Genomic DNA, 22,251 nt, shown 5'->3' with positions numbered 1-22,251 from the left:
GTCGGCTGAGCGCCGCACCTGTTCCAATTCGTGCTGCAAAATCGCCATCTGCTGGGCGATCCGCTTGTTCTCGCGCGTCAACTTGGTCAAGACGGTCGAGAAATGCAGGAGGATCGCCAGCACGAAGAAGATCGCCACGGCGAACAGCGCGGCGGGCGGGTACGTCACTACGCCGATGAGCGCCGCGAGCTGGTCCAGCAGCGGGCGTGAGACGAACAACAGCAGCAGCACGACCGCCGTCGCCAGCCAGAGCAGCGAATAGTCCTCGCGCAGCTTCTGGCGGCGCACCAATTCCAGTATGAAGATCAACGCGCCGAACGACGCGAGCAAGCCGATCACCATCACGCGATCCATAGTTTCCCCCAGTGACGTAAGGACGCGCAAAGCCGCGTCCGCTGCACGATACCTGACCGGAAAGCGCCGCGGCGCACCCTGATCGTCAGCGGCTATTATCCCCACGAGATCAACTGCTGTATCCACAGGCGCGGGGACGCGTATAATGCGCTGTCGTTTAGGCAGACTTTCGAGCTATGAAAAACCTCCTGTCTCGCCGCTACATAGGCGCTCCGGCGCTGCTCTGGATCATCCTCGCGTCGGTTTCGGTCTCCGTCGCCTATGTGTTACCGCTCGATCCGCTGACGCCCTACGGCAGCAGCGGCGGCGATGAGCATTTCTATCTCGATCGTGGCTATACGTTGGTGACGGATCAGCCCTTGCCGGGCGTAGATATCTCGGTGCTGAGCCAACCGCCGCGTACTTCATCATCGTCGGCGCAGCGCGGGCGGTGTTCCGGGGGAGGCGGGCGGCGTGATCGCCGTCCGCCTCATTCAAGCGCTCATGCTGACTACCGTCGCCTACTGTGCCTATCGCCTGACGTGGCGCATCGCGGATGAGCGCGCCGGGCTGATCGCGGCGGCGTTCGTCGCCATCAACCCGATTTTCATCCTCGACGGCGGTAAAATCCTCACCGAAACCACGTACATCTTCTTCATCAGCCTCGGGCTGACCGTGTATGTGGATAGTCTCGCCGCCACATCCGCATCCGCTCCCCGGCGGATATGGGGACGGCTGGTGCTGGTGGGCGCGCTGTTCGGGCTGGCCACGCTGACGCGGGCGGTGCTGCTCCTGTTCCCACTCGGCCTCGCCATCCACCTCCTGATCGTGTACCGCGGGCGGGCGTGGGGCAAAATCGGCGTGCTGCTGCTCGCTTACGCGCTGGTCGTCTCCACATGGACGGTCTACAACCTCGCACGCTGGCAGCGCTTCGTGATCGCCGGGGAGGGCTTGCCCGCGTTTCTGTATATGAGTGTGGTGGGATGGGATGACCCATTCCGTTTCGATCAGCAGTTAAACGAGAATCTAGGTCAAGAAGCCTCGAACGATATGAGCGAACGGCAGGGCGACTATCTGGAAGCCGCCAGCAACCAGATCGGCGGGAATATTGGCGGTTACCTCCAACGCCGCGTCGGCGAACTGGCGAGCGCATACCTGCAACCGCACGGCACGACGCTCTTTTCTGGCGAAAGCCTGCGCGATCTGGTGGTCAACTGGCTGCGCGACGACCGATCACTTGCGGGTATTGGACGCGTGATCGGCGGGGAGCAGTTCTTCCTGCTGCTGTACGTTCCACTACCTCGCGCTGATCTTCGGCGTGATCGGCGCGTGGCGCTCGCGGCGGCAGTGGCGGCTGACCCTGCCGCTGCTCGGTTTCATCGCCTATGTGACGTTGGTTCATTTCTTCTTACTTGCGCTGCCGCGTTACATTTTCCCAACCATGCTATGCTGGATAGTGTTGGCGAGTTCACAGTTCAAAGTGGACAGTAAACAGTTAGTACAAAAGCCATGATGCGATTTAACTGTGAACTGTAAACGCTGAACTTTAAACTCTGAACTGAGGTGTTATGACGACCATTCTCGGAATCGAATCATCGTGTGATGAGACCGCCGCCGCTGTGGTGACCGATGGCAAGGTGATCGCCCTCGAATATCATCGCGTCGCAAATCGATCTCGCATGCCAAAGTACGGCGGCGTCTTCCCGGAGATCGCCTCACGCGCGCACATTGAGGCCATCGGGCGTGGTCGAGAGCGCCATCGCTGACGCGGGCGTGAGCGTCAACAAGATCGACGCGATTGCCGTGACGCGCGGCCCCGGCCTCGTCGGGTCACTGCTGGTCGGCATCAACTATGCGAAGGGGCTGGCGCTGGCGTTGGATAAGCCGCCGCTCGGCATCAATCACCTTGAGGGGCACGTCTACTCGCTGTGGCTGACGGAAGCGCAGCGCGAAATCGTGTTCCCGGTGCTGGTGCTGATCGTAGCGGCGGGCACACTGAACTGCTGCTCATGACTGGGCACGGCGAATACACACGGCTCGGCGGCACGCTCGACGACGCGGCGGGCGAAGCCTTCGACAAGGTCGGGCGCATGCTCGGCTTGCCCTTCCCCCGGTGGGCCCAACATCGAACGGGTCGCGCTGCAGGGCAGCGCCACTGCTTTCGACTTTCCGCGCGCCAAAACCGATTCGAGCTACGATTTCAGCTTCTCCGGCCTGAAGACGGCGGTCAAGCGGGAGGCAACGGTCGCCTCGACGCGGCAGGGGCGATAAAGACCCGGTGCTGCGCGCCGATGTCTCGGTCAGGTGATGGCGGCCAGCTTCCAGAAGGCGCTGGTCAGCACGCTGGTCGAAAAGACGGCGCGCGCGGCCAAAGAGCACGGGCGACGGAGGAGATTCATGGCGGGCGGCGGAGCGAATCAGGCGCCGCGGCAGGCCATGCGCGCGCGCAGACCGAACTGCCCGTGCGCTATCCGCCGCTAAATCTGTGCACGGACAATGCGGCGATGATCGCGGCGGCAGGCTGCTTCCGCTATGAGGCGGGGCTGCGCGATGATCTCGACATGGATGTCAAACCGATGTGGGCGCTCAACAGTAAAACGTATGAGCGATAATCAAACGAAGGGTGAATGACGAATTGGAACTGTATATCATCCGGCACGGGCAATCGACGAACAATGCGCTGCCAGACGACTCGCAGGCGACTCGTGTCAACGACGCGCCGCTGACCGACCTGGGCAAGCGGCAGGCGGAAGCGCTGGCGACCTACCTCGCCAGGGGCCAGCCGCCCGTGGACGAACCCGAATACCGGTTACTCGCAACCGCTAGGCTCGCAGGGCATCGTTTACGCACCTGTATGCAGCCCCATGTACCGCGCCATGCAAACCACCTTCCCGGTGGCGGATGCGCTCGGCATGCAGCCGGAAATCTGGGTGGACGTGCACGAAAACGGCGGCGTGTACCTTGACGAAGCGGGCAAAATCACGGGTTTTCCGGGACGCACCCGCGCGCAGATCGCGCAGGAGTTCCCCAACTATGTGATTCCGACGGTGTCACCGAATCCGGCTGGTGGAACCCGCAGACGGGCATGGAAAGCATTCCGGCGTGCGGTGGCCGCGCGATCAAGATCGCGGCGGAACTTAAGCGGCGCGCGCAGGATCAGGCGGAGAAGAGCGAACGGATCGCCCTCATCACGCACGGCACCTTCACGGACGCGCCGATCGATCAGGCTGCTCAATCAACTGCCCAACCGGAGCGTCTACTACTTGCATTACAACACGGCAATCACGCGCATCGATTTTGAAAAGGACCACATGATCGTGCGCTATCTCAACCGTGTGGATCATCTCTCGCCCGATTTGATCAGCTGAAGGCAAGCTCATGCCCATCGAGTACGGAAGCCCTTATTGGTCATCTGTATATCGTTGGCGGGCGCGCGATCAGCGTTGCGCCGCCCGGTCTGCTGGTGGAAGCCGCGCCCAAACGCGCCGCGCGTGGACGCGAAACGGATACGTTCTTCGCGCTCGTCACCCCGGCGGGCGAAACCATTGCCCCGGCGGCCTTCTATGAGCGCATGGCGCAGCTCGCCTCGGATGAATACTTTGAGAGCAGCGGCAGTGTGACCTCCGCGCTGCGCGATGTGCTGGCGAACATCAACGAGAATCTGTTCGAGCACAACAGCACCGACCCGCGGCGCTACGAAGCCAACGTGATCGCCGGGGTGCTGCGGCGGCGCGGACCTGTACCTTGGCAAAATCGGCACAGGGGCGGGGCTGCTGGCGCTCAAGGACGTAACCCAGGCCTTCCCGGCGGATTTCAGCGACAAAGCCGCACTCAAAGGCGTGTCGATGGGCGTGGAGATGACGCCGGAGATCAAGATGGCGAAGTATACGGTGAGCGCCAATACGCGGCTGCTGCTGGCCGACGCCGCGCTCGCGCGAACAGCCGCTGGACGAAGTCCAAGCGGCGGTGGGCTGGAAAGATATTGGCGCGGTGCTGGCGAAGCTGCGCGAGATCGTCAAAACGCAGATCACACTGCTGGCACTGGAATTCGTACCGCCCGATCAGCCCGTCGCGCTGCCCATCAAAGAGACCGCCTCGACGCTGGAAGCCAAAGCCGCGCCACCAGCCGCCGCTCCCGCCGCCAGCGCTGACGCGCCCGAACCCGGCACGCTGCGCCGCTCCGGTACGCGCGGCGTCGGCGTGCGCAAAGCGTTGAGCAGCGCGGCGGGCAGCACCGCGAACGTCACCGAATCGATGCAGCAGGCCTTTGAGCGCATCGTCCCCGCGCCGAAAGAGGGGCGGAACGCGCGGGCTGCTCTCATCGCCCGCGGCGGCTGGCGTGACCGTGCTGATCCCCGTGTTCGTCGTCATCCTCGTGGTGATCTTCTGGATCAGCGGGACGGGCGAAAGCGAATTCGATCAATGCGTAAAAGGGGCGAACGACACCGCCGTGACCGCGCGCGGCATCGCCTCCAATGACGTGAACGGCACGCTGGCGGCGTGGAATGCCGTGCTCCAACTGGCGACCAACTGCGAAGCGATCAAAGAGGGCGGCGATCCGTCGCTGTCGATCCTCAAGAGCGAAGCGCGCACCATCATCGACCGCCTGCTGGCCGTCCAACGGCGCACGGTGAGCGTGGTCGACACCTTCCCTAACGCCGAACTCACGCAGTTGGTGATTCAGGGCGAAGACGTGTACGTGCTCGACTCGCGCAACCAGTTCGTGTACCGCGTCACGCTGGCGGATGACGGTCTGAGCATCGTCCCCGATTCGCGCGTACCGATTCAGGCGATGCGCCGCAGCGGTCAGGTGATTCAGTACACGGTCGGCAACATTGTCGATATTGCGTGGGAAGAAAACGGCGCGGGCGTGGCGCAGAGCAATGTGATCACCGCGCTGGACGAGAACGGCGTGCTGATCGCGTGCCCGCCGCGCTTCCTGCAGGACTGCACAGCGCAGGAACTGCGCGGCACGGAAACGTGGAATCGCCGCGCGCCATCGATTTCTGGGAAGGGCGCATGTACATCCTCGACCCGGGCGCGAACCAGATCTGGCGCTACGATCCCTCTGGCGGCGCGTACCCCGGCATGCCGCTCGAATACTTCACGGGTGAACGCCGCCCCGATATCAGCCGCGCGCTCGATTTCGCGATCACCAACGAGGGCGATATTTACCTGCTGCTGCAAGAGGGGTGGTCGTCAAATTCACGAGCGCGGATATTCAGCCGTTCGCCTTCGTCGGCTTCCCGCAGGGACAGTCGTTGAACGCCAACAGCGCTATGTTCCTCAACCTGAACCTGATCGCGCAGGGGGTTGTACTTCGTCAACCGTGAGGCGCGCTCGGTCTACGAGACGACGATGGCGGGCACATTCATCAACAGCTACCGCGCGTCGGATGAGGAATTATTCGGGCAGATCTCCAACGTGTACGCCGACAGCGACCAGCAGATCGTGTATGTGCTCTCGGGCAACTCGCTGCTGGCGTTCCGGCGCAACGAGTAACGCAAAGATTATCAACCACAGAGAAGACAGAGTAAAAACAAGAAAACAAAGACTCAACGCAAAGGCGCAAGGGCGCAAAGACGCAAAGGAAAAGTCATTAAAACCTTTCTTTGCGTCTCAGCGTCTTCGCGTCTTTGCGTTGAGTCTTTTATATTCTAGCGGAGGAAGGCGACGCCGGGGTCGAGCAGGCGCGGACGCATGGCCGACCAGTTGGTATCCTGCGGGTTAACTGAGGCGCGCACTTCGAGATGCAGGTGCGACGCTTCGCTGTTGCCCGTATTGCCACAGCCACCCACTGGAACGCCCGGCCCCACATCCTGATTCAGCCCTACCACCACCGTCGAGAGGTGCGCATACATCACGTACAGGTGCGACCCGCCCCAGCCCTTCGCCGTCAGACGATCCTTGGTGGACTGCGGCAGATCAGCGTTGAGGTAACGCACGACCACCGCGTTGCCGTAGCCAAAGCCCCATGCCGGATCATTGAAAATGCGCGTGTCGCCGAGCGAAAAACCCTGCATGACGGTGCTGGGCTTGGCCGCGGTGCATTTGGTGCAGGTGAGGATGCGCGTCACCTTGCCATTGACGGGCGCGGTCAGCACGGGTTCGCCGACATTCGCGCCGAAGTCCCAGCCGAGATGCTGCGCTTCGTTCGGGTTCTGGTTGTCGTTGAAGCCGCGCACCCACCAGTCATTGACCATCGGGGCGGGCCATTCGTCGCCTTTGCTCAAGCCGAAGGAGGTGGCATCACCGCTGATGCTCAGAAAGTCGTTGCGCACCCACCCCGTGCCGATGGCGCTGTCCACCTTCACCCAGATGTAATTGCTCGTACCACCCTGCGGCTGCCCGCCGACGATCTTGACCTGCGCGTTGAAGTCGATGCGACCTTTGACCGTCCCGGTGATCGGCGTTTCGCGCACATTGATCCCGGTTTTGCCGATGACCGTCCCGGTCACGAGGCCGGGGATCGGCGCTGGGGTGGGTGCCGGTGCGGGCGTGACGGGAGTCGGTGCGGGGGCAGGTGCCACGGGCGCAGCGGGCGTCGGTGGGGTGGCTGGTGTCGATGGGGCAGGCGCGGGGGGACCGGAGCCGGTGCGGGAGTCGGCGGCGCGGCAGGAGTTGGCGCCGGCGCGGACGAAGCGACTGGAGTCAGCGAGCGCGTCAGACCGAAGGCATAGGCAGCAGCAGCGAGAATCGGATAGCCGAAACTGGAGCCATCGCCTTCGATGGAAACCAGATCATCGCGCACCCAACCAATCACACCGTCGGGAAACTGCACTTTAAACCACTGGTAGACCTTGCCGTTGAGCGCTGTCCCCACCGGATCGATTTGCACTTCGAGCACGGGGAGCTGGCGCGTGCCGACTGGCGCTTTGAGCAGAATCGCCACGGTCGTAGCGCTGCCCGCAGACGCGCGGATGTTCGCGGTGACAATACCCGGCACGTTCGGGTTGCCGGTAATGTGACAGATCAGCTTCGATTGGTTGACAGTCATCCTTCAGCCCTCGCTCAATGAGAAATTACTTCGACAAAATAGCGTCCCGGTCATCTTCGGCGATCCAACCGGTGATGCCGGTGGTCAGAATCCGCACCTGCCACCAATTATATGTCTCAGCGCACACCGGACCACCAATGATTTCAAAAGCAATGCCATCCAGCAGTTCGACGATGACGGGTGCGTTGGTATTCGGCTCGGTGCGCAGGCGGCGCGGCACATTATCGCGGTAGCGGACTGCACCATGCGACCCGAGCTGGAAGCTGAGCGGATACACACAGCCCGACGGCGTCAGCGAGGGCGTGGGCGTAACCGTCGGCAGGCCAAACGGTTCGATAAAGTAGCGTCCGGGACGGCCTTCGATCACCCAACCGGGCTGACCGTAACCGGAGATGCGCCACCAGTTGTAGCCGTTGGCGCAGCGCGGCCCATCGATCACCGTGACGACGGTCGGCTGCGGGAAATAGTTGAGCAAAGCCGCGGACATAGACGGTTCGTAGCGGATGTTGATGCCGCCGCGCACGACGATGTTCATGCCAATGGTGAGGGACAGCGGCGCGGCGCAGCCCGTCGCCGGCGTGATGACGTACACGGGAACGGCAAAGGTCGGCGTAGGGACAAACACGGTCGGCGTAATGAGGCCCGGCGTGACGCCGGGAGTCACGCCCTGCATGTCGGCGGGCGCGGCGAACGGCGCCGCCAGCAGCAGCGGAAGCGCAATTAGAATTAGCAATAACGGCAGCAGTAGTCGATGAATACGGTTCATAAGTCACCCCCTCATCGACCCATTGTAGCGTGAGTTTAGGAATTCGAGCTACTTGCGGTGAGTACAGGTTGAATGTTGTTTAATTCTAATGCGTTCTGTATTGTAGAGGAGTGAGCATAGAGTTCCCGTAGTCGAGAGAAGACTGTGATACGCTTTTGGCCGATGAAAACCTGAGCGGAACGCTGCAAGCGCTTTGAAGCATAGATTACTGAACATCGATATTGTTCGCGTGCAAGACACTTCGATCTATGGAGCGGCGGACGAAGAGGTTTTGGAGTATTCGGCGGCTACGCAACGGATTCTGCTCACTCACGACAAAAAACACATTGATTCCATTAGCGTATGAGCGGATCGCTGCCGGACTGTCTATGCCCGGCGTGATCTTTGGTCGACAAGCCGTTTGATTTCGATCTGGTTATCCGCGATTTTGAGTTTATTCTCGCCGTGGATGAGCCAGAATATTTTGACAACAAGGTGATTTGGTCACCCGTGTTCGAAGCCTAATTGTCATTGTCGGGAAAAGGATCAATCCCCTTGTCCTGCAATTTTTTCAGCAGATAAGCGCGTGTTTCCGCCGAGGGATACCGTTGCTCGTTCTCCTCACGCAAAAGCTGACCTCTGGCCTCTTGCTGGCGCATGTAGGCTTCGACATCGTCGCGATGCTCCAAGTAGTAGGCAATCACGCGATGCACATCAGACAGCTTCAGCACATCCCAGATTTCGACAATCTGTTCCGCGCTATTTCCCGCTTGGTAGCTTCAATCACCAATTCGAGCATCACGCGGGTGCTTCCAACATACACCGTGCCGTTTTCGTGCACGCGCAGCGGAGTCGGATCGAGACTAACGGTGAAAGTCATGCGGTTGCCCTCCAAACACTGACTACCAGTATAGTCTAATCCTCTTCCAGCGGCGGGGTGATGATCTTGCCGTAGAGTTCCTCGAAGGCTTTCTCAAAGTCGCGCGCTTCGAACTGCATGCGCAGCACAGCATCTTCTAGCGGCTTCTGATCTTCCTCTAGGTGATAGGCGACGAGCGTTTGCAGGTCTTTCTCGCGCTTGCCCTGCTTCTCTTCCTCCGTCAGGTGCGCGAACAGCCCCGCGTACAACTGATCGCCGAGTTCCAGCCGCAGCTTCATGACGTCGAGCAGCTCGCGGAAGCGCATCACTTCCTGCCGGATTTTTTCGATATGTTCAGGGTTTTGCACGGTTTTCATTTTGCATCCTATTTATAGAAGCCTCCCCCCTAACCCCTCTCCCAGAGGAGAGGGGAAGCAGTCTCCCCTCCCTGAATTCGGGGAGGGGACGGGGGTGGGGTCAGCGTTACACGACGATATTGACCTTCGGCTCGGACTTCTGGCCTTCATTGCGGCCGGGCACGAAGATCACGCGCTTGGGCTGGCCGCCGTTCAGGGCGCGCTTCGCGCCGTTCGTCTCCATAGCGGCGGCGATGGCCTCCTGCTCCCCGATGTTCGCGGACACGTCCACGCGGTCGACCGGCTTGCCGTTCTTCATGACGATCAGCGTGGTCATATCATCCGCCGCCTTGGCCGCATCGTAGATCGGGAAGGCCTGCAGATGCACGCTGTAGGGCTGACCGATGCGTTCCCACAGTTCTTCGGCGATGTGTGGGGTGATCGGCGCCATCAGCAGCAGCATCGTCTTGACCGCGTCCGTCCACGCCGCCGCGCCGATCTTGCCGGGTTCGCGCAGCGCGGTCTTCAGGTCGTTCTTCAGCGTCATCAGCGCGGCGACCGTCGTGTTGAAGCTGAAATTTTCCAGATCCGTGCCCACTTTGTAGATCGTCTGGTGCACGCGGCGTTCCAGCGCGCGTTCCGCGTCGGCCTCACCCTGCGCGTTCGCCGGAGCGCCCGCCGTCACGATGTCCCATACGTCACGCAGCCAGCGCGCCGGGCCTTCGATGCCCTGACTATCCCACGGGCCGCCCTTCGTCCAGTCGAAACCGAACATCAGGTATGCGCGCACGGTGTCCGCGCCGACCTTGTTCACCCAATCATCCGGGTTGACCACGTTGCCCTTGCTCTTGGACATACGCTGGATTTCCAGATGATGTTTCAGTTGGTTGACCGTGTTCTCGCCGGGGATGTCGGGGATGTTGATCTCCGCATTCGCCCGCACTTCGACAGTCTTCAGTTCGCCTTTGCTGTCGCGCACGGTCACGATGTTTTCGGTACGCTTGACGATTTCGCCCATCACCGACCCGCTCATCTGTTCCTCGGCGACCGAGGCGAATTCTCCGGTGATGTGCGACAACGCGACCGGATCGACATCCAGTGCTTCTTCCTTGCTGATGACGTTCACCTGGTCGGCGAACAGCTTGGTATTGCTGTCCCACTGGCCGTGCGCGCGGATGTAGTGCCCTTCGCGTTCCTCGCCCAGAATTTGTCCCTGATTGCGCAGCAGCATGAACGGCTCATCGAACGCCGCCTGCGGGTCGCGCCCGTGCGCCTGCATGATGTCCGCCGCCTCCTCGAACATGCCCAGATCGCGCATCGACTTGGTGAAGAACCGCGCATACAGCAGGTGCATGGTCGCGTGTTCCGCGCCGCCCGTGTACACGTCGACGGGCAGCCAGTAGGCCGCTTCTTCCGCGTCGAACGCCGCATCCGACTTCTTGGGGCTCAGGTAGCGGAACCAGTACCACGACGAGCACATGAAGGTGTCCATCGTGTCGGTTTCGCGGCGGGCAGGCTGACCGCTCGAATCCTTGGCATTGACGAAGCCTTCGTGATTCGCCAGCGGGTTGCCGATGCCGCTCATCACCACATCGTCGGGCAGTTGGGCGGGCAGATCCTGATCGGCGACGGGTTCGACGGAACCATCGGCGCGGTAGACCATCGGGATCGGCGCGCCCCAGTAACGCTGGCGGCTGATCAACCAGTCGCGCAGGCGGTAGTTGATCGCTTCGCGCCCGTAGCCCTGCCCGCTGATCCAGTCGATGACCGCGCTGATCGCGCCGTTCTTGCGGCCTTTGTCGCCGTTGGAGAACGTGCCGTCAAAACGCCCGCTGTTGATCATCTGGCCCGCGCCCGAATAGGCCGCGTCCACGCAGAAATCGTCGCCTGCATCGTCGGGGCGGATCACCGGGCGGATTTCCAACCCGTACTTACGCGCAAAGGCGAAGTCGCGTTCGTCGTGCGCAGGCACGGCCATGATCGCGCCCGTGCCATAGGTGATCAGCACGTAGTCCGCGATCCAGATCGGGATGCGCTCGCCGTTCACCGGGTTGATGGCATACGCACCCGTGAACACACCCGTCTTGTCGCGGTCGTCCGACGTGCGTTCCAGTTCAGTCTGGCGCGCCGCCGCGTCGATGTACGCCTGCACCGCTTCCTGATGCTCGGCGGGGACAATCTGCTTGACCAGATCATGCTCCGGCGCCAGCACCATGAAGGTCGCGCCCCACAGCGTGTCGGGACGGGTGGTGAAAATCTCAATCGGATGATTGCCCGTTTCCGTGTGGAACACGACGCGCGCGCCTTCGCTGCGCCCGATCCAGTTGGACTGCATCATGCGGATCGGTTCCGGCCAATCGATGTTGGTGTACAGCAGCAGTTCGTCGGCGTACTTGGTCATGCGGAAGAACCACTGGGTCAGCATCTTCTGGATAACGGGCTGCCCGGTGCGCTCGTCCTTGCCATCGATCACCTGCTCGTTGGCCAACACGGTTTGCAGCGTCGGCGACCAGTTGACCAGCGCCTCACTGCGATACGCCAGCCCACTCTCATAGAACTTCTTGAAGAACCACTGCGTCCACTTGTAGTACTCCGGTTCGCACGAAGCGGCTTCCCGTTCCCAGTCGAACATCGCGCCCATGCTGCGTAACTGCTTGCGCATCCGCTCCATATTGGCGTGCGTCCACTTGGCCGGGTGAATGCCGCGCTGCACAGCGGCGTTTTCGGCGGGCAGACCGAACGCATCGAAGCCCATCGGGAACAGCACGTTGAAGCCCTGCATCCGCTTGAAGCGGGCGCGCGCATCCGACGGCGTCATGGCGAACCAGTGGCCGATGTGCAGATCGCCGCTCGGGTACGGCAGCATGGTCAACGCGTAATACTTCGGCTTGCTCCAATCGACCTTGGAGCGGTACAGCTCGTCATTGTCCCAACGTGCCTGCCATTTGCTTTCAATGGCTTGGGGATTATATCTTTCTCTCTGCGTCATATCAGTCTCACATTGTCGTTGATGAATAGCGGGTAAGTATAACAAACAAAAAGGCACAAGCCTGTCGCTTGTGCCTTTTAAAGTTGACTTCCGATTATGTATCGGTCGTTCTCTCTAACGGTACGGGTCATCGTAAGGACGCGGACGGCGAGAACGTACGGGTACCGGAACGGGCACGCGAACGGGCTTGGGCGGCTGAGGGCTGATAAGTCGATCCAACTCTTCAAGTAACCCACGCAGGCGGGCTGCTAGTTCGTCCAACACCGTCTTCTTTTGCTTTGCCACAGCCGTTCACCTTTCAACATACCGAACGTAGGGGATTAGCAAAAACGCCCCTTCACTAATTAGTGCGGAGGGGCGTTTATCGCAAGTCTTGCGACCTGCGCCAGATGTGGACCTAAGGGGATGCGAACCCCTGAGCTCTTCAATGCCATTGAAGCGCTCTCCCAGCTGAGCTATAGGCCCGCGCTTCTGTTGACGTGATGGTTGGCGCAAGCGAAGATATGCGGTTGATAAGCGTGAATTCTAGCCCCACGACGCTTACGTGTCAATACTAAGCATAATGCCTTTTTCGAATTTGGGTAGTGGGCTTAACAGTTTTCTAACGGGGGCTTCAAGATTGGGAAATTTGAGGGGAAATGCGCAGCGGTCAGGGACTGTGAACATGGGGAGTCTCTCATAATTCCAGCCGACCGTTAAGAACCAGAGTCAGGTTAGACGCTGGGTTGTTGGGTAAACTCCCTGCCGGAACGAACACCCGACGCTCCCCATAATAGGCTAGGCTGAAGGTTTTGTCGTGATCAACCCTGCACACAAGAAGGTGTCTGATGAAAATGGGGGTTGTGTTACCGTATGGTTCGGCGCGGTCGACGGCGCGTCTGTGTCAAGCTGCCGAAGCCGCGGGTTGGGCTGGCTGCTATATCGGCGACGCGATCTGGTGTGAAGACCCCATGATCGCCCTGACCGCCGCGGCGATGGTCACGCAGCGGATTCGGCTGGGCACGCTGATCATCCCCACACCGCTGCGCCGTCCGTGGAAGATCGCCAGCGAATCGGTGGCGCTGGATCGGCTGTCGGAGGGACGCTTGACGCTCGGACTCGGGGCGGGCGCAGTCTGGATGGGCTGGCAGGCGTTTCCCGACGAAGTGACCGATACGCGCGCCCGCGCCGAGATGTTGGACGAAACCATCGACATTCTGACGCTGCTCTACCAGCGCCAACCCTTCGACTATAACGGCCAGCACTTTCACCTCAAGCTCACCCAGTTGGACGTGATGCATTATCCACCCCAGCCCGTGCAGCAGCCGCGCATCCCCTTATGGGTGGTCGGTCTGTGGCCGCGCCCCAGGTCGATGCAGCGCGTGCTGAAAGCGGATGGCGTGATTCTGGAAAAGCGCGCCGAGACGGGACAGGAAGCGGACCTGACACCCGCCGATGTGCGCGACGTGCGCGCGTTTGTGCAGGCCGAGCGGACGCTCACTACGCCCTTTGACATCGTCGTGCAGGGGCAAACCGCCCAGCTAACGCCAATTCAGCGGCAAGAGAAGCTGCTCGAATGGGAGGCGTCCGGCGCGACGTGGTGGATCGAGAACCTGATCGGCTTGTCCGAAGCCGAAGCGCTGGCGCGGCTCGCAGCGGGCGCGCCGCAGCTAACGTGAGGCGATTGAGGGATCAACGCGGTTGCAGGCCTGCATACAGCGACCGGACGTAATCGCGCGTCAGGTCATCGGCTGAACGCTCGGCCACGCCCGGCGGCGGTTTGCTGCCCACGCTAGTCATGGTGGCGATCCCCTGCAATAGCGACCAGATCAGGGTGGCCTGCTGCCGCGGGCTGCCGGGTGCAACGAGCCCCGCCGCTTGTCCGCTCTGTATCAATGCTTCCAGCAGTCCCAGCGCGCGCCCCGCCGCGCGGGGGAGTGTTGGGTACTTCTGCCAGTCAAAATCGCTGAACATGACCTGTGCGTAACCCGCCTGATCGCGCATGAAGCGCACGTAGGCGATGCAGCCGTCCTCTAACCGTGCCAACCAAGGGGATGACGATTGATCCAGAGCCGCTTGAATGTTTTCAGCGAGGCGCGTGAAACCATCTTCGGCCACCGCTGCCAACAGCGCCTCTTTATCGGGGAAGTGCATATACGGCGCGTTATGGCTCACGCCGATCTGTGTCGCCAGTTTGCGCAAACTCAGTCCCTGCACCCCCTCCACCTGCAAGGCCGCAACCGCCGCCTCGATCAACGCCCCACGCACGTTGCCGTGATGATAAGGTTTGCTGTTTGATATTGACACTGTCCATATCCTGACTATACTCTATATGGACACTGTCCATATAGAGTATCCGAGAACTATCTCAGGGAGTGAGCCGCATGTCAAGCAAGCAAATTCGCGTCGCGCTGCGCGGGCTGCATCTGGTCCTCGGCGCCTTGATCGCCCTCTTCATCTACGTCCCCACGCTGCGCGTCGAAGCCACCTACGGCACGCTCATCCAAGTGGCGGCGGTGCCGCTGCTTGTGATCAGCGGGATTGTGATGTGGCAGCTTCCGAAGATCAACAAATGGCGGAATCGAGGGCAGCGCACGGCGAGTTAAGGTCAAACCGCACCCGCTCTCCTTTTCGACACCAGCTTCCCTCAGACGACACGCGGCAGGGACGACCTTCTGGCCGTCCGCTGACCACGGACGCGCAGAAGCGCGTCCCTACACTGGTTCGATCGTTAAAAGTGCCCTGTCCTCAAAGAGTTGAGGACAGGGGTCGGGATGAGGTTTACAGGCGCTACTTGCCCTCTTTTTCGTACGGGACACCGTCGGCCTTCGGCGCGACCGAACGCCCGACCAACCCCGCCAGCACGATGATCGTGATGATGTACGGCACCATCTGCAAGAACTGATTCGGCACGGGCACGCCTAAGAACTGGAAGCGCTGACCTAGCGCGTCGGAGAAGCCGAACAGCAGCCCGCCGCCGAACGCCCCGAACGGCGTGAACTTGCCGAAGATCATCGCGGCGAGGGCGATGAACCCGCGCCCACTCGTCATGTTGTCGTCAAACGAACCGTTCGTTTCCAGCGAGAACCACGCGCCCGCCAAGCCCGCCACCAGCCCGCCGATGATCACGTTGATCCAGCGGTTGCGGATGACGTTGATGCCGAGCGAATCGGCGGCGCGGGGATTTTCCCCGACCGCGCGCGTGCGCAAGCCCCAGCGCGTGTGGAACAGCACGATGTGCGTCACAAACATCAGGATGAACATCGCGTAGAAGATCGGTCGGCCTTTGAACAGCACATCCCCGAGCACCGGAATATCCGAAAGGATTGGGATGTTGATCGTCCGCAGCGTTTCGCGCCCGGCTTCCGACGAGAGCAGGACTTCGCGGCGCACAAACGAGGTCAGGCCGATGGCGAGGATGTTGATGACCGTCCCGCTCACCACTTGATCCGTCTTAAAGGTGATCGACAGCCACGCGTGCAGCGCCGACATCATGCCGCCCGCCAGCACGGAGACCAGCACGCCGAGCGCCTGCGCCGTGAAGGTGTCCATGCCGCCCGCCGCAAACAGCGTCATGGCGACGAAGCCAAAGCACGCCCCCGCCAGCATCATGCCTTCGATGGCGATGTTGACGACGCCGGAGCGTTCGCACCAGATGCCCGCAATCGCGCCGAGCACCACGGGCGTGGCGAGGCGCACGCTGACTTGCAGCATCACGGTGACGTTGGTGCTGTTGCCTGCTGCCGCCACGATCAACACGGTGGGAATGAGCAGCACGCCGTTGATGATTAGCCAGATGAATTTGACGCGCTTGGGCACGTTCGGTATGAGCGCGACCGCCCCACCGACCACATACAGCAGCGCGACGGCGATCATGTACGCCTGCGTGGGGATGATCCACAGCGCGGGCGAACCATCGGGCAGGTCAAAACCAAAGGTAAGGCGCGTCGTCACATCGCCCGCGACGTTTTGCGCGCCGAACAGCGTCCACACGCCCACGGCGATGAAGAAGACGGCGAACAAAATCTGCCGGGTGAACTTGAAGCCCGCGCGTTCAACGGGAGTCACAGTGGTTGTCATCGTTGCCATAGTCAGTTCCTTTAGGACTGAGGACTGAGGACTAAGTCGTTTCTTCACTCAGTCCTCAGTCCTGTGGTTCTCAGTCCTGTTCTCAGCCCCCCCAGCCCTTGCTAAACGTGCCGACCTGCTTCTCCGACGGGGCGGGAATGCGCCACAGGTAGCGGATGATTGCATCGGCGGCGATGAACATGATGATCAGCGCCTGAATGACTTTCACGAGATCGATGGAAATATCCGCGCGGATTTGCATCAGGCCCGCGCCTGCCAGCAGCGAGCCCCAGAGCAAGCCCGCGAAGATCATGCTGCGCGGGTTTTTGCGCGCCAGCAGCGCGACGGCAATCGCGTCGAAGCCGAGGCCGCTGAAGAACTCGGGCTGCAGGAAGCCGACGCGCGAAATTTCAATCGCGCCAGCCAAGCCCGCGAGCGCGCCGCTCAAGGCCATGGCGAGGATCACATTAAACTTGACGTTCATGCCCGCATACTTGGCCGCGTTCGGGTTTTCGCCGACCGTGCGCAGTTCAAAGCCGGGCGTCGTGCGATTCAGGAACCAGTCGGTCAGCCACACGGCGATCAACATGAGCACGAAGCCGATATGCAGCGTGCCGCGCGACCCGATCCACGCAAGGAACAAACCACCGAGCGCGGTCAGCACCCCGAAGACGACCGGGCGAATGAGCAGTGCCGGGTTTTGACTCACCGCCGCGCGCTTACCCCACACCAACCACAGGAACACGGCCACCCCCGCGAGGATGAAGATCAGCGGGGAGAAGGTCGAGAGGCCGGGTACGCGCGCCGCTTCGTTGATGAAGGGGGTGCGCGGCGTCGAGGCCGCCGGATCGAGCAGGATGATCGGGTTGGTGGACTTGATCAGCCAGTCAACCAACCGCAGCGCCACGTAGTTGAGCATGATCGTCGTGATCACTTCGTGCGCCCCGGTATAGGCTTTCAATGCGCCGGGAATTGCGCCCCACAGCGCCCCGCCGAGGATGCCCACAGCGATCACCAGCGTGAGGCGCAGCGGCAGCGGCAGCGCGTCGAAGATCGGCGCAAAGCCGACCCACACCGCCAGCACGCCGCCCGCGTAGAGCTGACCTTCCGCGCCGATGTTGAACAGCCCGGCTTTGAAGCCGAGCGCCACCGCCAACCCCGCAATCACGAAGGGGATGGCGCGTACCAGCATAACTTCGAGGTTTTCCGGGAAGAACAGCAGCGCCGTCCCGCCCACGCGCAGGAAGACCGTCTCCGGCACATCATCGGCGGGGTCGTCGGCGGTGTTGTTGTCGCCGTAAATGACGCCACTCGCCGCCGCTGTCGGCGTGGTGATGATGCGGTTGCCCGGTCGGCGCACAACGAGGTTGTTCGCCAGTGCGGTGTCAAATTCGGTCTGGATGGCGGCTTCGACATCATCATTCGTGAGCAGATCGGCGCTGTACATTTCGCGCAGCACGCTGATCTGTTCGGCGAGCGCGGTCGGGTTGAGGATGCCCGCCGCGTTGAAGCGTTCGATCACGGCGGTGGCTTCCTGCACCGCGCCCACGCCGCCTTCAACGGTGGGCAGCGTCGCCAGCAAATCGAGCTGTTCCTCGGTCGCGCCTGACGCGGCGAGCACAGCAGACCGCTCGTACAGGCGCTGCAAACGCACAATACCGAATTCGGCGACAAGCTGAAGCTGGCGCAGCAAATTCTCATCCGTCATCCCGCCAGCTTCCGGGAAGACCGCTTCGACGGCGGCGCGCTGTTCCGGCGTGAGCGCTTCTGCGCCCACTACATCGGCGGTCAGCGCGGCCACCTGATCGCGTTCGAGCGCGTCGAGGGCGGACACGAGCGGCTGCACCGAGGCCAGCCAATCCGTGCCAATGGCGCGAATGTCAGGGATGCTTTCGCCGAGGGTGGTCAAATCATCTTCGGTCACATCCGGGAATAACCGGAGTAAAGCGTCATACTGCGCGACGTTGTCCGCGCCGAGCGCGACCAGCCGATCCGCGCCGCGCGCCAACTGGCGGAGTTCGCCGCGCGTCAGGTCGCCGCCTTCGGCCTGCGAGAGCGCCAGCAGTTGATCGAAGTCGTCGCGCGAGGCGATGTCGTTGACCGCCACGCCAATCGAACCTTCGATCAAGGCGCTGTAGGCCGTGCCCGCGATGTTCAGGCCGCGCCCGAAATCGCCTTCCGCGCCCGTCGCGATCATGAACGGGACGGTGATGATGAGCGCCGTGACCACCGCGAGCACGGGCACGAGCGACGGCGACAGCCGCAGCCACGTGCGCGTAATCGGGTTCACGGTGGGGGTGGGGCGAAGGGTTGTGTCGGTCATACTTGATTGACTTCCCGCGTCGCCGTCTTCGGGTCAACGCCTGCCATGAGCAAACCGCACAGGTTGCGCGTCGCGGATTGGATAGGCATGTCGTCCATGACTTTGCCTGCGAACATCACGACCACACGGTCAGAGAGCGAGAGAATTTCGTCGAGTTCCGCCGAGATGAGCAGCACGCCCGCCCCGGCGTCGCGCATGCGCACGATTTGCTTGTGGATGAATTCGATGGAGCCGACATCCAGCCCGCGCGTGGGCTGTGCGGCGATCAACAGGCGGCTCTGGCGCGAGAGTTCGCGCGCGATGATCACTTTTTGCTGGTTGCCGCCAGAGAGCGCCCCGATGCGCGCGAAGATGTTGCGCGGGCGCACGTCAAACCGTTCGACCAGTTCGCGCGCAGATTCTTCGATCGCGCGGTCGTCGGCGACGATTCCCCCGGCAAACGGATCGACATAATAGGTTTGCAGCACGAGGTTGTCTTTGACCGGGAAACCGCTCACCATGCCGTTCTTCTGGCGGTCTTCCGGCACATGGGCGACGCCCGCCTGCGTCACCCGGCGCGGGGAGGCATTCGTCACGTCCTGCCCATTGATGCGTACATGGCCGCTTTCGGCTTTGCGCAGCCCGGTGATCGCTTCGATGAGTTCGGTCTGGCCGTTGCCCTGCACCCCGGCGATGCCGACGATTTCGCCCGCGCGGACTTCCAGCGTCACGCCTTTGACCGCTTCGAGGCGGCGGTCGTCCAGCACGACGAGATTTTCCACCCGCAGCACGGGTTCGCCCGGCTGGGCGGGCGTCTTGTCCACTTCGAGCAGGACTTCGCGCCCGACCATCATCTCCGCGAGCGATTCTTCCGTGGCGCGACCGGGTTGCGTGTGTCCGGCGACCTTGCCGCCGCGCAGCACGACGATCTCCACGCAGATTTCCAGCACTTCTTTCAGCTTGTGGCTGATGAAGATGATGCTCACGCCGCGTTCCAGCAGCGTGCGCATGATGCGGAACAGGCCTTCGGTCTCCTGCGGCGTGAGCACGGCGGTCGGCTCGTCGAGGATGAGGATGTCGGCTTTGCGATACAGCGCCTTGATGATTTCGACGCGCTGCTGCACGCCGACGGGCAAGTCTTCGATTTTGGCGTCGGGGTCGACATCCAGCCCGTACTGCTCGGAGATTTCGAGGATGCGCGCGCGCGCCGCTTTACGGTCGAGCAGCAGGCCGCGCACCGATTCGTTACCGAGCATGATGTTCTCGGTGACGGTCAGCACGGGGACGAGCTGAAAATGCTGGTGCACCATACCGATCCCCAGCCGAATCGCATCGTTGGGGCTGTGGATGGTGGCGGGCGTCCCGTTGACGACGATCTCGCCTTCGTCGGGCTGGTACAGGCCGTAGATCATGTTCATCAGCGTGCTTTTGCCCGCGCCGTTCTCGCCGAGCAAGCCGAGAACCGTTCCCTTCTTCAACTGGAGATCGATATGGTCGTTCGCCAGCACGCCGGGAAAGCGTTTGGTGAGTCCGCGTACCTCTAATACGACGGGACGACTCGTTGTCATGCGTTCACCCTGAGGCTCTAAAAAACACAGCGAAATAGGGATATTTTGGGGAAGTATACCTTTGTTTGCCGCGTGAACACAACTGCATGAAGGGGTGGTTACGGGTGACCCCACCCCCCAACCTCCTCTCCGAAAAGAGGGAGAGGGGAGCCCCCCCCCCGTCCCGGGTCCTCCCCTCGTAGGGACGAGGCATGCCTCGTCCTTTTTCCGGATTGAACCAAAGCCTGCCATCCGTGAAGCGAGGTTTAGGCGACGTTATTTTGCCCCCCCAGGATACATGGTAGGGGCGAGGCAGCCCTCCCCACTGTGCCTATTGAACTGTCGCCTCACCCCCGCTGGCGCGGAGAGGGCAAGGGTGCGGATTGCAGGCGGCAGATACGGCGTGACCGCGGCGATGACGGCGGCCAGCACCTCGTCAATCGTGCCGTTCGCGTCGATGACGCGGAAGGCGTGCCCGCGCGCTTCGAGGTAGCGGATCGCCGTGTGGTACTGCTGGCGCATCTCTTCGGCCTGATCGTCGAACAGCTCTTTGATCGCGCGCCCCTGCATGCGCTGGCTCGTGGTCTCCGGCGTCACTTCCATGAACAGCGTCAAATCGGGAGTGCGCGCCCCGGCATTGAGCAGCATGACATCGTCCATCGACAGGCCGTCGCGCGACTGGTAGACCAGCGATGAGAGCAGGTAGCGGTCGCAGATCACGATGCCGCCCGTGCCGTTCAGAAACGGGTTGACCAGGCGGTCGAGGTGGTCGGCGCGGTTGAGCGCATAGGCGAGCGCCAGCGTATGATTGCGCACGCGAATCTCTTTGCGCAGCGCCTGCCGCAAGTATTCGCCCGCCACAAACGGATCATAGGGCTCGTAGGTGAGCAGCACGCGATTTACGCCGCGCTGTTCGGTGAGGTAAGCGGTCAGGCGGCGGGAAATCTCGCTCTTGCCGGAGCCGTCGAGTCCTTCAAGGACGAGAAAGAAGTCAGGTTTGGTCATGGTCACTACACAGAGAGATGAGCAGCAAATGCCCTGATCTTAGGTGACATAGCTTTCAGGGGCAAGTGAGAAGAGAGTCGACTAGTTCGGAATGATGAAGTTACGGGCGAAACGCGGTGTGCCGAAGGATGATAAGCGTACCGTAGTGCGGAACCGGATCAAGGTAGCGGTCAATATTCCGATAATTGCAGCAGGGAGTGCGGTGTCTATAATCACTGGCATAGACGAATCTGACGTCCACAGAGAAATCAGTGTCATAGGCGAACGGCAGCCAGATGAGCGACATGCTGGGATAATCTTGCTTCAGATAGCGACTAACGAATCCGTACCATTCCACCGTTTGCATATCGAAAAACTGCTCGTAATGCGCTTCAACTTCCTGTAGTGGCGCGCTGGTCCAAAAGATATAAGCGGCGGAGACCCACTCTGCTGAACCGTATTCGTTTGACCCGGCGTAGACGAGTTCCGAGCTGCCGTAGCGGGTGACAGTTGCGATGGCAAGGCCGACCATATCTGGGATGAGCCAAGTGCCACAAACTGAAAAAACGCAGAGACCAACCGGGATGAGGAACAGCATCCAAGCCTTGGACTGTTTCGGCTCGTCAGCAGATCGCCGCGCCATGAGCCTCGCTCCTTATCCGCTTACTCGACATCCTCATCGGTAATCTGAGTCGGCTGCAGAGTCGCTTTGACCGCATCACTGAAGGGGAGCGCGGCGACGGCCGTCTGATAGGCGTCGCTCTGGCGGTCGGCGCGGCGGCGGAAGCGTTTCTGCACATAGGAGAGGTGATACAGGCTGACGATCCGCTCAAAATCGGCGTCCGTGCGGACAAACGTGGTGATCCACCCGCTGTCGTGCAGCAGGTGATGTTCCTGCGCCAGCCCTTCGGCGATCAAGACATCGCGGATGCGGCGGGGATACGGGATGTCGACCATCCCGTTCCCCACATGAATATGCCCGACTTCGACTTTACCGAGGCTGAACTCCACCCCGCCGAAGCGATGCGGCGCGGCGCTCACATCGGGAAACGCCGACACCGCCGCAATGACGCGCTGCACGAGCTCGCGCAT

Annotated in this window: 28 protein-coding genes, 1 tRNA gene and 1 pseudogene; 12 read left to right on the top strand and 18 right to left on the bottom strand. The window is 61.5% G+C overall.

Going from position 1 to position 22,251, the window contains the following annotated elements; all coding sequences use genetic code 11:
• A partial coding sequence (locus IPK17_RS38820) for a DUF2304 domain-containing protein (RefSeq protein WP_343423119.1) occupies positions 1 to 354 on the bottom strand: 354 nt, incomplete at its 3' end.
• Between the two features lie 176 nt (positions 355 to 530).
• On the opposite strand from IPK17_RS38820, the gene IPK17_RS38815 reads away from it, so the two are divergent.
• The 6 genes and pseudogenes from IPK17_RS38815 to IPK17_RS38790 all read left to right on the top strand — a co-directional run bounded on the left by IPK17_RS38815 (position 531) and on the right by IPK17_RS38790 (position 3,701).
• The gene (locus tag IPK17_RS38815) at positions 531 to 893 is read left to right on the top strand and encodes a hypothetical protein (protein ID WP_343423118.1); all 363 of its coding nucleotides are present in this window, start codon (positions 531 to 533) and stop codon (positions 891 to 893) included.
• Complete coding sequence (locus IPK17_RS38810) at positions 808 to 1,824, top strand: ArnT family glycosyltransferase (protein WP_343423117.1); 1,017 nt, start codon at positions 808 to 810, stop codon at positions 1,822 to 1,824. The genes IPK17_RS38815 and IPK17_RS38810 overlap by 86 nt, the downstream gene beginning before the upstream one ends.
• A gap of 77 nt (positions 1,825 to 1,901) precedes the next feature.
• Positions 1,902 to 2,099 carry a hypothetical protein gene (locus tag IPK17_RS38805; protein WP_343423116.1) on the top strand — a complete coding sequence of 66 codons (198 nt, stop codon included), beginning with the start codon at positions 1,902 to 1,904 and terminating at the stop codon, positions 2,097 to 2,099.
• Positions 2,077 to 2,945 (top strand): annotated as a pseudogene (locus IPK17_RS41220) (tRNA (adenosine(37)-N6)-threonylcarbamoyltransferase complex transferase subunit TsaD). The gene IPK17_RS38805 and the pseudogene IPK17_RS41220 overlap by 23 nt, the downstream one beginning before the upstream one ends.
• An 11-nt stretch (positions 2,946 to 2,956) precedes the next feature.
• Complete coding sequence (locus tag IPK17_RS40920) at positions 2,957 to 3,298, top strand: phosphoglycerate mutase family protein (protein WP_350341689.1); 342 nt, start codon at positions 2,957 to 2,959, stop codon at positions 3,296 to 3,298.
• Entirely contained in the window at positions 3,198 to 3,701 is a 504-nt protein-coding gene (locus IPK17_RS38790; RefSeq protein ID WP_343423113.1) for a hypothetical protein, read from the top strand. The genes IPK17_RS40920 and IPK17_RS38790 overlap by 101 nt, the downstream gene beginning before the upstream one ends.
• An 8-nt stretch (positions 3,702 to 3,709) precedes the next feature.
• On the opposite strand, the gene IPK17_RS38785 is transcribed toward IPK17_RS38790, so the two are convergent.
• On the bottom strand, positions 3,710 to 4,234 hold the full coding sequence (locus IPK17_RS38785) for a hypothetical protein (protein WP_343423112.1): 525 nt from the start codon (positions 4,232 to 4,234) through the stop codon (positions 3,710 to 3,712).
• Between the two features lie 65 nt (positions 4,235 to 4,299).
• Between IPK17_RS38785 and IPK17_RS38780 the strand changes: the two genes are divergently transcribed.
• Positions 4,300 to 4,812, top strand: a complete 513-nt coding sequence (locus IPK17_RS38780) for a hypothetical protein (RefSeq protein ID WP_343423111.1) — start codon at positions 4,300 to 4,302, stop codon at positions 4,810 to 4,812.
• On the opposite strand, the gene IPK17_RS38775 is transcribed toward IPK17_RS38780, so the two are convergent.
• Positions 4,753 to 4,980 (bottom strand): hypothetical protein, encoded by a 228-nt coding sequence (locus IPK17_RS38775; RefSeq protein ID WP_343423110.1) that lies wholly within the window; start codon positions 4,978 to 4,980, stop codon positions 4,753 to 4,755. The two genes, IPK17_RS38780 and IPK17_RS38775, sit on opposite strands and share 60 nt — an antisense overlap.
• 333 nt (positions 4,981 to 5,313) lie before the next feature.
• On the opposite strand from IPK17_RS38775, the gene IPK17_RS38770 reads away from it, so the two are divergent.
• Positions 5,314 to 5,598, top strand: a complete 285-nt coding sequence (locus IPK17_RS38770; RefSeq protein WP_343423109.1) for a hypothetical protein — start codon at positions 5,314 to 5,316, stop codon at positions 5,596 to 5,598.
• A 48-nt stretch (positions 5,599 to 5,646) separates the two neighbouring features.
• Positions 5,647 to 5,835: a hypothetical protein gene (locus IPK17_RS38765; protein ID WP_343423108.1), complete on the top strand. Its 189-nt coding sequence runs from the start codon at positions 5,647 to 5,649 to the stop codon at positions 5,833 to 5,835.
• 155 nt (positions 5,836 to 5,990) lie between these two features.
• Here the strand turns inward: IPK17_RS38765 and IPK17_RS38760 are convergent, their stop codons facing one another.
• Genes IPK17_RS38760 through IPK17_RS38750 form a run of 3 tightly spaced genes read right to left on the bottom strand, consistent with a single transcriptional unit; the run spans position 5,991 to position 8,096 of the window.
• Positions 5,991 to 6,863, bottom strand: a complete 873-nt coding sequence (locus tag IPK17_RS38760) for a M23 family metallopeptidase (RefSeq protein WP_343423107.1) — start codon at positions 6,861 to 6,863, stop codon at positions 5,991 to 5,993.
• On the bottom strand, positions 6,788 to 7,330 hold the full coding sequence (locus IPK17_RS38755; protein WP_343423106.1) for an SH3 domain-containing protein: 543 nt from the start codon (positions 7,328 to 7,330) through the stop codon (positions 6,788 to 6,790). The genes IPK17_RS38760 and IPK17_RS38755 overlap by 76 nt, the downstream gene beginning before the upstream one ends.
• Before the next feature lie 25 nt (positions 7,331 to 7,355).
• On the bottom strand, positions 7,356 to 8,096 hold the full coding sequence (locus tag IPK17_RS38750) for an SH3 domain-containing protein (protein WP_343423105.1): 741 nt from the start codon (positions 8,094 to 8,096) through the stop codon (positions 7,356 to 7,358).
• 193 nt (positions 8,097 to 8,289) lie between these two features.
• On the opposite strand from IPK17_RS38750, the gene IPK17_RS40915 reads away from it, so the two are divergent.
• The gene (locus tag IPK17_RS40915) at positions 8,290 to 8,442 is read left to right on the top strand and encodes a DUF5615 family PIN-like protein (protein WP_350341688.1); all 153 of its coding nucleotides are present in this window, start codon (positions 8,290 to 8,292) and stop codon (positions 8,440 to 8,442) included.
• Between the two features lie 154 nt (positions 8,443 to 8,596).
• Here IPK17_RS40915 and IPK17_RS38745 read toward each other — a convergent pair whose 3' ends face one another.
• From IPK17_RS38745 to IPK17_RS38725, 5 genes are all read right to left on the bottom strand, one after another.
• A complete protein-coding gene (locus tag IPK17_RS38745; RefSeq protein ID WP_343423104.1) occupies positions 8,597 to 8,806 on the bottom strand; it encodes a hypothetical protein in 210 nt (69 codons plus the stop codon).
• A gap of 184 nt (positions 8,807 to 8,990) precedes the next feature.
• The gene (locus tag IPK17_RS38740) at positions 8,991 to 9,311 is read right to left on the bottom strand and encodes a hypothetical protein (protein WP_343423103.1); all 321 of its coding nucleotides are present in this window, start codon (positions 9,309 to 9,311) and stop codon (positions 8,991 to 8,993) included.
• Between the two features lie 106 nt (positions 9,312 to 9,417).
• Positions 9,418 to 12,279, bottom strand: a complete 2,862-nt coding sequence (gene leuS / locus IPK17_RS38735) for a leucine--tRNA ligase (protein ID WP_343423102.1) — start codon at positions 12,277 to 12,279, stop codon at positions 9,418 to 9,420.
• A 114-nt stretch (positions 12,280 to 12,393) separates the two neighbouring features.
• Positions 12,394 to 12,564, bottom strand: coding sequence for a hypothetical protein (locus IPK17_RS38730; protein WP_343423101.1), 171 nt, complete (start codon positions 12,562 to 12,564; stop codon positions 12,394 to 12,396).
• Positions 12,565 to 12,671: 107 nt separating this feature from the next.
• Positions 12,672 to 12,744 (bottom strand) — tRNA-Ala (locus tag IPK17_RS38725).
• 368 nt (positions 12,745 to 13,112) lie between these two features.
• Between IPK17_RS38725 and IPK17_RS38720 the strand changes: the two genes are divergently transcribed.
• Positions 13,113 to 13,937 (top strand): LLM class flavin-dependent oxidoreductase, encoded by an 825-nt coding sequence (locus IPK17_RS38720; protein ID WP_343423100.1) that lies wholly within the window; start codon positions 13,113 to 13,115, stop codon positions 13,935 to 13,937.
• Between the two features lie 13 nt (positions 13,938 to 13,950).
• Here the strand turns inward: IPK17_RS38720 and IPK17_RS38715 are convergent, their stop codons facing one another.
• The gene (locus IPK17_RS38715) at positions 13,951 to 14,565 is read right to left on the bottom strand and encodes a TetR/AcrR family transcriptional regulator (RefSeq protein ID WP_343423099.1); all 615 of its coding nucleotides are present in this window, start codon (positions 14,563 to 14,565) and stop codon (positions 13,951 to 13,953) included.
• A 77-nt stretch (positions 14,566 to 14,642) separates the two neighbouring features.
• Here IPK17_RS38715 and IPK17_RS38710 point away from each other — a divergent pair, with 77 nt between their 5' ends.
• Positions 14,643 to 14,864 carry a hypothetical protein gene (locus IPK17_RS38710; protein WP_343423098.1) on the top strand — a complete coding sequence of 74 codons (222 nt, stop codon included), beginning with the start codon at positions 14,643 to 14,645 and terminating at the stop codon, positions 14,862 to 14,864.
• 184 nt (positions 14,865 to 15,048) lie between these two features.
• Here IPK17_RS38710 and IPK17_RS38705 read toward each other — a convergent pair whose 3' ends face one another.
• The 6 genes from IPK17_RS38705 to IPK17_RS38680 all read right to left on the bottom strand — a co-directional run bounded on the left by IPK17_RS38705 (position 15,049) and on the right by IPK17_RS38680 (position 22,251).
• On the bottom strand, positions 15,049 to 16,347 hold the full coding sequence (locus IPK17_RS38705; RefSeq protein ID WP_343423097.1) for an ABC transporter permease: 1,299 nt from the start codon (positions 16,345 to 16,347) through the stop codon (positions 15,049 to 15,051).
• 82 nt (positions 16,348 to 16,429) lie between these two features.
• Positions 16,430 to 18,649 (bottom strand): ABC transporter permease, encoded by a 2,220-nt coding sequence (locus IPK17_RS38700; protein WP_343423096.1) that lies wholly within the window; start codon positions 18,647 to 18,649, stop codon positions 16,430 to 16,432.
• The gene (locus IPK17_RS38695) at positions 18,646 to 20,196 is read right to left on the bottom strand and encodes an ABC transporter ATP-binding protein (protein WP_343423095.1); all 1,551 of its coding nucleotides are present in this window, start codon (positions 20,194 to 20,196) and stop codon (positions 18,646 to 18,648) included. The genes IPK17_RS38700 and IPK17_RS38695 overlap by 4 nt, the downstream gene beginning before the upstream one ends.
• 255 nt (positions 20,197 to 20,451) lie before the next feature.
• Entirely contained in the window at positions 20,452 to 21,180 is a 729-nt protein-coding gene (gene tmk / locus IPK17_RS38690) for a dTMP kinase (protein WP_343423094.1), read from the bottom strand.
• Positions 21,181 to 21,280: 100 nt separating this feature from the next.
• Entirely contained in the window at positions 21,281 to 21,802 is a 522-nt protein-coding gene (locus IPK17_RS38685) for a hypothetical protein (protein ID WP_343423093.1), read from the bottom strand.
• Positions 21,803 to 21,822: 20 nt separating this feature from the next.
• Positions 21,823 to 22,251, bottom strand: a complete 429-nt coding sequence (locus IPK17_RS38680) for a luciferase domain-containing protein (RefSeq protein ID WP_343423092.1) — start codon at positions 22,249 to 22,251, stop codon at positions 21,823 to 21,825.

The sequence above is a fragment of the Candidatus Flexifilum breve genome (assembly GCF_016713355.1).
The sequence above is the reverse complement of the archived record's forward strand: the minus strand, read 5'-3'. Positions and strand labels throughout refer to the sequence as shown.